This window comes from Luteibacter sp. TLI7-4A, from assembly GCF_056754745.1.
In genome coordinates this window covers 1,048,825-1,061,565 of sequence record NZ_JBPGWO010000001.1, presented here as the reverse complement: position 1 = coordinate 1,061,565, position 12,741 = coordinate 1,048,825, and the positions used below count along the sequence as shown (strand labels likewise).

10 protein-coding genes are annotated in these 12,741 nt (G+C 64.8%); 4 read left to right on the top strand and 6 right to left on the bottom strand.

From position 1 onward, the window contains the following. Positions 1 to 82: 82 nt before the first annotated feature. Entirely contained in the window at positions 83 to 1,453 is a 1,371-nt protein-coding gene (locus tag ACR9Y6_RS04705) for a S41 family peptidase (RefSeq protein WP_481280222.1), read from the top strand. Positions 1,454 to 1,655: 202 nt separating this feature from the next. Here the strand turns inward: ACR9Y6_RS04705 and ACR9Y6_RS04700 are convergent, their stop codons facing one another. After that, complete coding sequence (locus ACR9Y6_RS04700; protein ID WP_481280221.1) at positions 1,656 to 2,516, bottom strand: NAD(P)H-dependent oxidoreductase; 861 nt, start codon at positions 2,514 to 2,516, stop codon at positions 1,656 to 1,658. A gap of 14 nt (positions 2,517 to 2,530) precedes the next feature. On the opposite strand from ACR9Y6_RS04700, the gene ACR9Y6_RS04695 reads away from it, so the two are divergent. Both ACR9Y6_RS04695 and ACR9Y6_RS04690 read left to right on the top strand, forming a co-directional pair. Then, positions 2,531 to 3,424 (top strand): LysR family transcriptional regulator, encoded by an 894-nt coding sequence (locus tag ACR9Y6_RS04695; RefSeq protein ID WP_481280220.1) that lies wholly within the window; start codon positions 2,531 to 2,533, stop codon positions 3,422 to 3,424. Positions 3,425 to 3,518: 94 nt separating this feature from the next. Further along, on the top strand, positions 3,519 to 4,643 hold the full coding sequence (locus ACR9Y6_RS04690; protein ID WP_481280219.1) for an RMD1 family protein: 1,125 nt from the start codon (positions 3,519 to 3,521) through the stop codon (positions 4,641 to 4,643). A 187-nt stretch (positions 4,644 to 4,830) separates the two neighbouring features. Here the strand turns inward: ACR9Y6_RS04690 and ACR9Y6_RS04685 are convergent, their stop codons facing one another. From ACR9Y6_RS04685 to ACR9Y6_RS04665, 5 genes are all read right to left on the bottom strand, one after another. Continuing rightward, entirely contained in the window at positions 4,831 to 5,901 is a 1,071-nt protein-coding gene (locus ACR9Y6_RS04685) for a lipocalin-like domain-containing protein (RefSeq protein WP_481280218.1), read from the bottom strand. Continuing rightward, positions 5,901 to 8,411, bottom strand: coding sequence for an FtsX-like permease family protein (locus tag ACR9Y6_RS04680; RefSeq protein ID WP_481280217.1), 2,511 nt, complete (start codon positions 8,409 to 8,411; stop codon positions 5,901 to 5,903). Before ACR9Y6_RS04680 ends, ACR9Y6_RS04685 begins: the two co-directional genes overlap by 1 nt. Then, positions 8,404 to 9,066, bottom strand: coding sequence for an ABC transporter ATP-binding protein (locus ACR9Y6_RS04675; RefSeq protein WP_481280216.1), 663 nt, complete (start codon positions 9,064 to 9,066; stop codon positions 8,404 to 8,406). Before ACR9Y6_RS04675 ends, ACR9Y6_RS04680 begins: the two co-directional genes overlap by 8 nt. Before the next feature lie 95 nt (positions 9,067 to 9,161). Then, positions 9,162 to 10,265, bottom strand: a complete 1,104-nt coding sequence (locus ACR9Y6_RS04670; protein ID WP_481280215.1) for a ComEC/Rec2 family competence protein — start codon at positions 10,263 to 10,265, stop codon at positions 9,162 to 9,164. Between the two features lie 90 nt (positions 10,266 to 10,355). Continuing rightward, on the bottom strand, positions 10,356 to 11,897 hold the full coding sequence (locus ACR9Y6_RS04665; protein ID WP_481280214.1) for a sigma 54-interacting transcriptional regulator: 1,542 nt from the start codon (positions 11,895 to 11,897) through the stop codon (positions 10,356 to 10,358). Positions 11,898 to 12,127: 230 nt separating this feature from the next. On the opposite strand from ACR9Y6_RS04665, the gene ACR9Y6_RS04660 reads away from it, so the two are divergent. Beyond that, positions 12,128 to 12,736, top strand: coding sequence for a hypothetical protein (locus ACR9Y6_RS04660; protein ID WP_481280213.1), 609 nt, complete (start codon positions 12,128 to 12,130; stop codon positions 12,734 to 12,736). Positions 12,737 to 12,741 lie beyond the last annotated feature (5 nt).

The window sequence follows — 12,741 nt, the reverse complement described above, 5'->3', positions numbered from 1 at the left end:
GACTCTTGTTGAAATTTACTGATACTATTTCAACATAAGGGCGCGCTGGCAACCTCGTCGTCGTCGGAATTGGGAACGGGTCTTGGAAGCAAATCTCTTCAAGAGGCTGGGTTTAGCCATGATGGCCGCGGCCCTGGCCGCTGGCGCAGCCAAGGCGGTGGAAGCGCCGATCTCCGTCACTGGCCTCCGCGCGGACCTGCGGCTGGCGGTCGATACGATCGAGCAGAACCATCCAGATCTCTCCCATTCGGTAGGCAGGGTACAGTTGGAGCGCGCCGCGCGGCGGGTCGACCGCCAGCTGGATCATCCGATGACCCGGGCCCAGGCCTGGGCCGCGCTGGCGCAACTCAATCCAGTGCTCGCGGATGGCCACCTGTTCATCGGGCTGCCCGATTGGCGGAAGGAGAGCGCCCAGGCGGCGGCTGAAGGCAAGACTTTCTTCCCATTCGAAGTCAGCCTGGACGCGCAAGGCGCTCTGCGGATCGTCTCCGTCCTGGGCGGTGCGCCGACGCCGTTCGCCGGCCAACGCATTCGGCAAATCAACGGACAGGACGCAGGCCTGGTGGTGAGGGCGTTGTTGGCTCGCGTGCATGGCGACACGCCCACATCCAGATCCGCTCTATTGGCCAAGCGCTGGTGGCTCTTCTACGCCAAGGTCTACGGATCGCCGGTCGCGTTCGACATCGACCTGGCCGACGCCGGCCGCCAGACCATAGCGGGCAGCGGCGAGACGCCGGCCATACTGCAGGAGGAAGCGAGCTTCGAACGCACCTATCAATGCGATGTGAGGAAGCAAGGAGCCGTCCTGACAGCCGCTGCGTTTTCATGGCCGGACAAGACGCGGTTCTTCGCCTTCACTCGCGACTGCTTTGCGAGGATCGCCGCGACGGGCGTGACCCGGTTGGTCATCGACATCCGCCAGAACGGCGGTGGCGACGACGACATGTGGCGTGATGGCTTGCTCCGCTATATCGCTGACCGGCCCTACAAGCATGGCTCACGATACATCAAGCGGGTGCTTCAACCGCGAGCGCCGGGCGAGATCGCTGGCGAGGTCGTCTCCGGCGTGATCGAGACCGCCGCCACGCCGCCCGCCGACGAGCCACTACGGTTCGCAGGACAGGTCTATGTGCTGGTCGGCCCGCTTACCTATTCCTCCGCCGTGCTCTTCAGCAATGTGGTTCAAGATTACGGCTTCGCCAAGGTCGCCGGGGTAGGCGGCGCGGTCCGCGCGCGCCAGTCGGGCAGCGTTCAGAGCCTCCGCCTGCCGAACACCGGCCTTCTGTTATTTTATCCTCGGTTCGTGCTCGACCGCCCCTCGGAAACGGCGACGACCACCTATATCGAGCCCGATCTACCGGTTCCCGACGACCCGCTCCACCAGCAGGCCGCAGTGGACGCGCTGCTCCTGGGCTCGAATGGCCCGCTACCCCCGAACAGTAGCTCCAGATGACTTGCGAAGGTCCGCTGTGGGTGGAGGCTATGTGGAAACACAGGCCTGAGCCGACTCGCGGAGGAAAGACATGGAAGAGAGTTTCGGCACAGGCGAGTTCATGCGAGAGCAACGAAGCCTCGCAGTGTGCTTTCGAAAAATAAGCCATCGGGCATGACAGCCAAGGAGACAGCGATGCCCCCATGGCTGCCACGCTTGACGGTCAAGCCTCCCCATGGACGACGTGCGCGCCGAAACCCGATCTGCCGGGCGAGATCCCGTCCTTCAGCGTAAGCTCTGGAATGGCATAAGCACCGCCATTCTGCGGCAGGAAAGGAATGGGTGCCGTCTCCCACAGGTTGTCGAGCCGTTCACCGAGCGCCTGGCAAGTCGCCGCGAAACGGGCTTCGTCGACCTTGCTCGTGCGGTAGACGACGAACGGCGGCACGACGTCGAAGCCGGGGAAATACAGGATGCCGTGCTGGATGGGAAACAGCACGTCGTTCATCGGCCCGTTGATACCGCGCGCGCTGTAATGCGACTCCCATCCCCCCGTGGTGACGATCAGCATGGCCCGCTTCCCGGCCAGGTTGCCCTCGCCGTAACGGTTGCCCCAACGCTGGTCGGAGTGCTCACCGACACCGTATGCGAAGCCGTTCGCATATACGCGGTCCACCCATCCTTTCAGGATCGCGGGCATCGAGAACCACCACAGGGGAAATTGCAGGATGAGCGTATCCGCCCACCGGAGCTTTTCCTGCTCCGCGGCTATGTCGGCGCTTTGATGCCCGTTCGCGAAGGCACGTGCCGAGGCACTTGAGGCATCGAAGCGCTCGTCCTCGTTCCACTCGGTGCTATCGGCTGCATCCAACGCTGGCTTCCAACCCATCGCATACAAATCGGAGACCTGGACCTCGTGGCCCGCCTCCGTGAGCCGCTTGACGACAAAATCCCTTATCGAACCGTTGAGCGACCTGGGTTCAGGGTGGGCATAGACGAGAAGAACTTTCATGACGAGCTCCAAAAAACCGGGATGCCACCATGATGAGGTCGCATCAGGTATAGTCAAAATGAATTTATTCAATTGCAGCTATAGTCATGACTAATCTTCGTCGGATCGACCTCAACCTGCTGGTGACCCTGGATGTCCTTCTTGCCGAGCACAACGTGACCCGCGCGGCAGAGCGCCTGCATCTTTCGCAGCCTTCGGTCAGCGTGCACCTGGCAAAGCTCAGGGACATTTTTGGAGATCCCCTCCTGCTTCCCGGCCCACGGGGGATGCTGCCGACGGCCCGTGCGGAAGCGCTACGCGGGCCATTGAAGGAAGCACTCCATGGGCTGGAGCGCGCTGTCGCACCCACCGCCCCTTTCGATCCGGCCGTGGCGGACCAGACCTGGCGCGTGTCCGCGGCCGACTACGGCGAATCGACGGTACTCATTCCCGCCATGCGCGGCTTGCGCGCCGCGGCGCCGGGTACGCGCCTCGCGGTGCTCGACATCACGCCCGAACGACTGGGTCGCCTGACGGAGCGTGGCGACATCGACCTGGCCCTCCGGACGAAGGACATGGCACCGCCGGAACTCCATCAGCGTGCATTGTTCACGGAGCGCTATGTGCTTGCCGGTCGACTGGGACATCCCGCATTGAAGCGGCGGCCCACCCTGTCCCAGTTCGGCAAGCTGGAACACGCCATCGTTTCACCCGACGGTGGCGGCTTCCACGGCATCACCGACGAAACGCTGGCCAAACGGGGACTGAGCCGGCGCGTGGTTCTCTCCGTACCCCATTTCCTCTTCCTTCTGTCCGTACTGGCGACCACCGACATCGTCGCGATGGCACCGGAGCGCCTGGTCAGGCGCGCCCCGGGACTGCGGGTGGTCGAGCCACCCGTGGACGTGCCCGGGTTCGAGATGGTGATGCTGTGGCACGAGCGCTCCCATCGCGATCCAGCGCACATGTGGCTTCGCGAGCATATCGCGGCTTCCGTCTGACACAGGCACGCGGCGTGGCGCATGTTACGCGTCGAACGTCGGGATTTCACAATCGTCTGCCTACACTGGCGGCATCCAGATCGAGGCTCTTGCCATGGCCGCCGCCCATCCCGTCGTCACATCCGGTGAATTGATCGTCCTGCGATTGGTCGACATCGCCTATAGCATCGACCTGGCGCAGGCGGAGCGCCTGTGGACGGCGCATGCGAATACCGCGTTCAACCGTTCCTATCTTTCAAGCACGCCACCCAAGGCCGTCGCCTTCGGCGTCGCTCCGCTATGGCTTTCACTGGGGGATATCCATGTTCCGCTTGCGGGCGGGCCGGTGCGGGCCGCGGTCTCGGTCCGCTTGTACGACTTCGGCGTGGCGACGCTCTCGCTTCGCGCACCATGCACGGACCGGTCCTGGCCCGATTACGTCAAGGATGTCGCCACCATCGACGCTCGATTCGGCCCGTCCGCGCGGACATCGTTCTGGGACGATCTCCTGGACCGTGTGCACGAGGTGATTCGTCCCGCCCTGGACCGTCCCGCCGAAGGCGAACGATTGGACGAGGATTACCTCATCGCGACCGTCCAGGCGTTCGACGAACCCATGGACGCGGAGACGCTGAAGGAGCGCCTCGACCTGACGGAAGTGCTTTCGGGGGAGACTCGCCCGCTTTCCAGGGCCTCCCGAAAGGAGCTTCTGTCACGAAACTTTTCCTATTACGCCGACGACCTCGTCGTCCTGAACTGGGATCGCGCCTTCGTCTACGAGCCGCGAAGCGACTCGGACGTGGCGGACGTCATCGAGGTGGCCAACGCCCAGCTGGTCGAACTGCGCTATTACGACATCCTCCTCGACAACGAGCTTCCACGCATGTACGACCAGGTGGAAAAGGCACGAACCGCCGCGTCGCTTTTCGCATCGCGTCGTTTCGCCCACCTCGCACGGCGGCTCTATACCCTCGTCGCCGAGGTCACTGAACTGACCGAACGCGTCGACAACGCCTTGCAGGTCACCGAAGATGTCTACCTCGCACGCGTCTACAGCACGGCACTGTCCTTGTTCCGCGTACCCGCGCTGAGCGCCTCGGTCGATCGCAAGCTCGCCATCGTCCGGGACACCTATGCGGCGCTCTACGACGAAGCATCCAGCCGGCGTGCCGAGTTGCTCGAGATCGCCATCGTCGTGCTCATCATCGTGGAAATCGGCATATCGCTATTGCACGCCTGAAGCCCCTGCATGCGTCGTATCGGTGACCGTACTGACACCGGCCAGGTTACGGCAACATGGTGGGAGCCGACCTTGTCGGCGATCCCGCGGCAGCGGGCCAGGTTACGGCAAGCTCCCATCGCCGACAGGGTCGGCTCCCACCAGGCTTCCATCAGAACTTTCCCTCTTCCCTCTCCTGTGACAAGCCTCAAAGATTCACCTTGCCGCCGTACCCGACCAGTTCGAGATAGCCCCGGCCTCCATCCACCTCCACGGCACCCTCCCAATAGACCGGCCCGCCGGTGCGCCGTGTATCCAACTCCTGGTCGTCCATCAAGGGACGGAGTTCGAAACGCCTCGTACCGGCCGGGGTCGTGACCGACACCGTGGTCTCGACCGGATAGTCCGCACCCGTACGTGGCGAGTGCCAGTGGCGACGAGGCGAGAAGGCCACGTCCCCGGGGCCGAGAATGGTGAGCGCACCGTCCGCCGCGCGCACGCTGCCGCCCGCCCATACCGGATGGCCTTGCGCGTCGCGCACGCGGAACACTGTCACGGCGCTTCCATCGTCCATGTTCAGGCCCGCCCAGTCCCAGCCCACCGAGCGAGGATTGAGCAGGCTCGACGACCACTCGCGGTCGAGCCACGCTTCACCGCGGATCGCTTCGGTGTGCGTGCCGCGCGTCAACCGTCCCGTGACGGCCAGGTGCGGCATGCTGAAATAGGCGCTCGCTTCACCCTGCCCGGGGCCTTTGCGGCTATAGCCATGGTCGCCTTGCAGCAGGGCGGCCTGGGTGGCGTTCAATCGCAAGTCCAGGGCGAAGCCGGCCGTGCCGGCACGGGCCGTGAAGCTGCCATCCTTGTTACGCACGAGACGCCAGTCGTCGAGCACGACATCCGTATCCCTCGTGGCCGCCTCGGCCAGGCCGAAGCCTTCGCGTGCGAGCCGCTGCCCATGATCGAGATGCCCTGTCGCGGGATCGGCAAGCGCGACATGCCCGACGATGACCTGCCTGGCCGCGAAACGGCTGGGATTGCCATCGTCGAAAGGCAGGCGCGATCGGAAGAACGTCACCTGGAAACCGACCGGGCCGCCCTTCGTTTGTAACCATCCGGTGACGTACCACCATTCGGTCTTGAAATCGGGATGCGCACCGTGGTCGCGCGGCAGCACTACCGGTGCATCCACGGGCACCGGTGCGTAGGTGACGCGGTCGTCGGCCCATCCACACGCCGCGAACCCCAGCAACGACAACACGACAAGGCGAAGCAAGCGCATCACCAATCCTCCCGCACCGCGCGTACGGCATCGGCGGAAAGCACGCTCCGGCCCACGACCAGGGCGGTGCCGGATGTCGCCACCGCCAGCCCGGCGATGACCCAGCCAAGCAAGGGCCACGGCAGCAAGGTGTCCATCGTCCAGTGGAACGACTGTGGGTTCACGACATGGATCAACACCTGGCTCATGGCCACGCCGAGCGCGACACCGGCGATGCCACCCACCAGCCCCAACAGTGCCCCTTCGATGAGCAACATGCGCACGAGATCGCGGCGCAACGCACCCACGTGACGCAGCATGCCGAACTCCCGTATGCGCGAAAGTACCTGCGCACCGATGGTCGCCGCGACGCCCGCCAGGCCGACGCATACGGCGATGCCTTCGAGCAGGTACGTGATGAGGAAACTGCGATCGAAGGCTTCCAGCGCCTGCCGGCGGATATCCTGTGGCCGGCTCACGGTAACGCCGACGCCACCGGTCGCCACCGCCGAACGCAGGCCCGCACTGACCGTATCGATGTTGGCGCCGGGAACGAGGAGCACCGATACGCCAGTGCGCCTGCGATCTCCGGTGAGGCGGGCGTAGGTCCCCTCTTCCATGACGATCGCGCCGTGTTGGCGTGCATAATCTCGCCACACGCCGGCAACCCTCGCCGTTGGCGAACCGGGCAAAGGCAACGTCAGCGTGTCGCCCGGCTTCCAGTGGTAGATCCGCGACGCGGGCTCGGAAACCCACACAGGGATCGCGCCGGCGGGGACGGTTATCCGGGGCCCCATCAATGCGAGGTGACCGCCCGGCCCCGTCAAAGTGCGCGCGAGAAGCGTAACGGCAGGGCGCCGCGCATCGAACTGAAGCGGTGTCTCCTTAAGCACGCCCAACCATGCCACCCCCGGTACCTTGCGCAGGCGTTCCAGCGTCGTGGCATCGAGCCCTCCACTTCCGCCGTCCGCGATCAGATAAACATCCGCTTGCAACACATCGCCGAGCCATCGCTCCACCGAACCACGAAAGCTGGTGACCATCACCGCCATCGCCACGGTCAACGCGGTGGACGCCACGATACCCGCCAACGCGACGGACGCCTGCGACGGCGCACCCCAAAGTCGGGCGGCGGCGAGCCGGAACGGGACATTGCGAATGGGCACATGCCGCAGCGGGGAAACGAGCGTACGGGCGAGCCAGGGCATGAGCATCACGCCACCGGCCAGCAACAGCGCCATCGCCACGTAGCCGAACAGCGCGATCCCGCCCACCGCGGGCAGCATCGACGCCAGGAGCGCTCCCGCCAGGCATGCGACCGCTTGCCATGGACGCGCACGAACGCGTGGATCGACCACGTCGCCGACGTTCTTGATCGCCAGGGCCGGGAGGATGCGCGAGGCCGCCAGGGCGGGAACCATGCTGCCGAGTACCGCCGCGCCGATGCCAAGCAGCCCGAAGATCGCCGCCGCCCAGGGCGCGAAGACGAGTTGCGGCGCATTGCCGTGGAAATAACCGCCACCAAGGTCGCCACCCAGCAGGTTCAACGCGAGCGACGCCAGGCCAAGCCCGAGCGCGACCCCGGAACCCGCCCCGACCACGCCCAGGGTCAAGGCCTCGGTCAGCACCTGTCCCAACACCTTTTTGCGCCGCATTCCCAGGACGCGTAGCAACGCGAACTGCGCACGCCGCCTTGCCACCGACAGCGATTGCGCGGAATAAACGAGGAAACCGCCCGTCAGCAAGGCGATAAGCGCCAACATGTCGAGGTTCACCCGATAGGCGGCGGAAAGTCCGTCGTTGCGCGCCGCTTCGCTGGCGGTATCCGCCACGATGGCATCGGGTGGCAATACCGCGCGTATCGCACGCATCGCCCCGGCGGCGCCGACGCCGGGTGCGAGTCGGATATCCAGGCGCTGGAGACGGCCGAGCATGCCGAAGCGCCACTGGACGGCGGCGATGTCCATCGTCGCGGCGTTCGTGTTCGCGCTCGATGGCAAGGTACCGGCGATGCGAACACGGATCGCGTGACCGTTCGCGCCAAGCGTGATCGAATCGCCTACCTTGCGTCCCGTCGCAGCGAGCGCCGCCGCCGATAGATACGCCGAACGACCCGAGAGGACATCGGCGAATCCTTCCGACGCGCCGTTGGAAACACCCTGCCCCATTCCGCCAGCGCGCAGGACGTCGATGCCTTCCAGCGAGACCGGAGTCTTGCCGTCCACGAGCGCGGAAAGCGCAACGACAGGAAAGACGTCCAGCCCCGGCAGGCGTGCAACCCGTGGATAGACCATCTCATCGAAACCGAAAGCGCTGGCCGAGCGTACCTTGAGATCCGCCGCCCCGCTCACCGCATGCACCGCCTTGTCGAACTCCCCTAGCGCCGACGCGTTGACCAGGTGCACGGCAAATCCCAGCGCCACGCCCAGCGCGATCGCGAACACGGCGGCAAGTGCCCTGCCCGGATACGCGCGCCACTCGCTCCACACGAGCCAGCGGCTGGCGACAGATGGGGACGCCTCCCTAGCCACGTTCGACCAGACCCCTCGGCGAAAGCACGAGCGTGCGGTCGGCGGCGGAGGCCGCCACTGCGGAATGGGTCACCAACAAGACGGCGGCGCCGGCATCGCGCACCTGGTCGACGAACAACGCGAGGGTGCGCGCCGCGGTGTCGGGGTCGAGGTTACCGGTGGGTTCGTCGGCCAGGATGAGGCCGGGCCTGTGGACCAGCGCGCGGGCGACCGCCACGCGCTGGAGTTCGCCGCCCGAAAGCTCGCGTGGGTACGCATCGCCGCGACCGCCAAGGCCCACGGAAACGAGCATCGCCTCCGCCGCGGCGAGCGACGCATGCGCATCGTGTCCCTGCAAAGCCAGCGGCAACGCCACGTTGTGGGCAAGGTCGAGGTGCGGCAGGACATGGAACGCCTGGAACACGAAGCCGATCCGGTCACGCCGGAGCCCGGTGCGGCCATCATCGTCGAGGCCAGCGATATCGGTTCCATCGATATGCACGCTCCCCGCATCCGGCGAATCGAGGCCGGCGATCAGGTTGAGCAAGGTGGACTTGCCAGCCCCCGACTCGCCGGTCACGGCGACGAATTCCCCGCGAGCCAACGACAGGTCGAGCCCCTCGAAGAGGGTCCGCCCTCCGGGAACGGTCTTCACCAATCCGGTGACGTTGAGCATGCGGCGATTCCGGGGCAAAGATGCCAGTTTACCCCGTGAAAAAAGCCCCGCCCACATCAGGCGCAGGCGGGGGGCGCGTGAAGCGCGAACCTCGTTCAAGGCGTGGATGTGGCGCCACCACCCACGGTCAACCCGGAAATCGCCCAGTCGTAATCGAAATTCCCGTCTTTGCTGGCCGCGACGCGAATCAAGCCATTGTCGTCGGTCACGAGCACGCCATCCGTTGAAGCCCGCTTCTCGTAGGCACCGTCCTTGCCGCAGTGATAGACATGCAACGGCACGCCCTTCAGCACCGAAGCCAGGTAGTTGTTCACCGAATAGCAGCGCGGATGCAGGAATCGTTCTCCCGCGCTGAACATGAGCAATTGCGGCGCGGTAGCCATCGCCCAGCTCGGCGAATTGCTGCCAAAGCTCTCGGCACCATGATGCGCACCCGTGACGACATTGCTCTTCAACGACACGGGCGGCCCGGCCCCGAGAATCTTCTGCTCCGTCGTCGCCGTCATGTCGCCGGTGAAGATGGTCTGGAAGTCGCCGTACTTCATGGCGATCACCATGCTGGCATCGTTGGGCGTGGTCCCGGCGTTGACGCCCAGGATATAGCTAGCGATATCCAGTTCCGCGCCGCCGTGGCCATTGGGACGCCAGCAGCTGAGATTGCTGTCGGGGGATTTCGAGGAATAGAACCCCGCATGGGTCGACACGGGCATGCCAAAAGCCCTCTGTTCGGCCGCCACCCAGTTACGGAAGTTCTGGTCGTAGTTGGACAGTTGCGTGCCCAGGTAAAGATTGTTCACGCGCAAGCCGTTGAACACGGCCGGGATGTAGTTGTAATGGTCGCCATCGGGATGGCTGACGGTAACCGTGATCTCGGTGCTGCCGTCGATCATCGCGCCGATGTACTTGCCGACGTCGTCCCTGGACCAACCGTTGCTTCCCAGGCCTTTCGAACCACAGTCCATCATGACGATCTTGTTCTGCTCCGGGCAATGGACCACCTGGCAGTTACCCGCGCCCACCGGCAACGTATAGATCATGAACTTGCCATTGGGCGCGAGGTCGACAGCGGGCGGACCGGTGAGTTCGGTGGGTCGTGGAACAGGGGACGTGACGGGCCTGGTGTGCGGTCCGCCGCAACCCGCCTGGAGCAGGAATGCGGACAAAAGCAGCCCGCGACCGATGAAATCGATGCGTGTCATAAGACGATCCTCGATGGTAGGGACGGCCCAAGTAGCCGTCGATCGAGACCGTGGCAAATTTCGGGCCAACCCTTCCACGCGCTTTCATCTTCATCGCAGGCCCAGCGTGCGAACGCGCCTGCGCAGCGACTCACGCGGCGTACGCAACCGGGAAGCCCAATATGTCGGGTCGTCCGGCGCCTGGCGCACCACCGCTTCGATTTCGGCAAGTGGAATCGCATCCGCGCGGCGAATCGAAGCGATCGATTCGAGCAACGCGTAGAGCGACGGACGCGACATCGACAGGTGCTCGGCCGCCTTGCGAACGCACCATTGGCTGGCCTCCATGGCGTCCAGCACTTCGGCTTCGCCGATATGCGCGGGCGAGCGATAGCGCACGCGCTGTACCGGCCGCGGTGCCGCTTCCGTCCCCACTCCGGCGGACATCGCGTGCGCCGTCGCCGGCAACAACTCGTCGAGGCTGGGCCACTCGCCCGCTTCGGTGGCCAATGACAGCCGGCGTAGCACATGGCCGAGTTGGCGCACGTTGCCCGGCCAATCGTACAGGCACAATGCCTGCACCAGGGAAACGGGCAACGCGGGCATGGACTTGCCGTCATCGCTCCATCGACGCAATAGATCCACGATCAATACACCCAGGTCTTCGCGGCGCTCGCGCAGTGGCGGCATCGAAATCACGAACGCTTCCAGGCGCCGTAGCAGCGGCTGGTTGAATCCCTGCACGGAGAGGTCGCGGTCGGTGGCTGCGATCAGGCGGACGTCCGCCCGTTCCACGCGAGCACTTCCCAAAGGACGGTATTCACCGGTTTCCAGCGCTCGCAGCAACATGGGTTGTACGGCGACGGGAGTGTCGCCAATCTCATCGAGAAACAGCGTGCCGCCGTCCGCTTCGGCGAAAAAGCCGGCACGTGCACCATGCGCACCGGTATAGGCGCCCTTTACCGCACCGAAGAGATCCACCGCCGCCAACGATTCCCCGAGCGTCGCCATGTTCACGCTCACCATCGTCCGGTGCGAACGTGCACCCGCCGCATGGATCGCCTGGGCGACCAATTCCTTGCCCGTGCCGGTTTCGCCAAGGATCAACACCGGCACATCCGTGCCTGCCACCTGCCTGATGGCATGACGCGCCTTGGCTATCGCCGCGCCGACACCAACCAGTGCGTTCGACTGCCGCGGTGACGGTGCCAAGCCGACAAGCCCGACACAGAGCAACACGTTCCCGCCAAGACGAAGAACCACGCCATGCTTCAGCCGCGCCGTGTCCAACACGACGCGATGCTCGACGCCATCGGCGGGTATCGCCCGCCCGTCGATTTCGCAGCGCATCCGGCTGGGCGGGATCACCAGTTCGACGCCACCGTCGGACCGCTGCAAAAAACGCAACGGTTTCCGGGACAGGCCCTGATCGTCCAACGCCGCGCAGACATCGCTGCCTGCGCGATGAAAATCGGGAACGTAGCGACTCAATTCCCATGCGCCACGTTCGAATACCATGACCGCCTGCTCGCCGATTCGCTGCGAGCGCGGATGCCATAGCACCGTCACCCCCGGCATGGCGGTCCCGGCCGCCACCAGCGTGTCCAGCGGCGCGGACAGCGTCGCCTCCCTGTCGTGCGTCTTTACCGGCACGGCTACCTCCCCTTCCTGGTTCCCTTGCCCGGATCCTAACCCGAACCCTCGGTGCCCTGCGCGCCGGCATGTCGGACATGTCGGTCGACATGTCGGCACGAGCGGATATCGCCGGCGCTGTCGCCCTAGGCCGCCACAGCGGGCATTTCGCCGTTGGCACGGTTCTTGGGTTGATGCGTTCCGGGGCGCATCGGGCGCCTCGCATCCCAACCCATTCAGGAGTTCATCGCATGTCGAACATCACCCTGATCAACCAGACCAGCGAAACCGTCCGGCTCGCCGTATTCCAGAAGCCCGTCCGCAACCCCACGCTGGCCACCATCGCATGGCAGATCGCGGCCCCTCCGCCGGGCGGAAGTTCCCAGATCGAAATTCCGTCCGATTTCACCTTGAACGTTCGTTATTCGAACGACCCCACCCGTCCCTCCAATCTCGACACATCGGCCAAGCCGGCCGCGTTTTCCGAGACGTCCGCCTCGTTCACCATCGACGGCGTCATCACCCAGGATCGCCGTTCGAACGGCGCCGTGATCAACCAGAGTTTCACCGGCCTGGTTCTCAATGAAGTGCGAGTGGTCAACAACTTCAGCGTCGGGGTCGAATCGGCGATCAACCGTGGCGGAGACGCGATCTACGAACCGCAGGTGATCTGGCCGGGTGGCCTGTTCATGGAGGATGTGCGCGCCAGCATGTTCGTGGCGGTGGTTTCGCAGTTCACCTACAAGGGCCAGCGGCTGGTGCAGGAGGAAATCAGCCTGACGCAGCTCGAGGTGCTCGAAGGCGATTCGCTGGTCGTCACCGGTTCCATGTGGACCGGCTACTCGCTCAGCAAGGCCTGATCCAC

Coding starts and splice junctions, on each gene's coding strand:
- ACR9Y6_RS04685 (WP_481280218.1), bottom strand. CDS start 5,901: ATGCGCTTGCTTCGCCTTGTCGTGTTGTCGTTGCTGGGGTTCGCGGCG.
- ACR9Y6_RS04675 (WP_481280216.1), bottom strand. CDS start 9,066: ATGCTCAACGTCACCGGATTGGTGAAGACCGTTCCCGGAGGGCGGACC.
- ACR9Y6_RS04660 (WP_481280213.1), top strand. CDS start 12,128: ATGTCGAACATCACCCTGATCAACCAGACCAGCGAAACCGTCCGGCTC.
- ACR9Y6_RS04695 (WP_481280220.1), top strand. CDS start 2,531: ATGACTAATCTTCGTCGGATCGACCTCAACCTGCTGGTGACCCTGGAT.
- ACR9Y6_RS04670 (WP_481280215.1), bottom strand. CDS start 10,265: ATGACACGCATCGATTTCATCGGTCGCGGGCTGCTTTTGTCCGCATTC.
- ACR9Y6_RS04690 (WP_481280219.1), top strand. CDS start 3,519: ATGGCCGCCGCCCATCCCGTCGTCACATCCGGTGAATTGATCGTCCTG.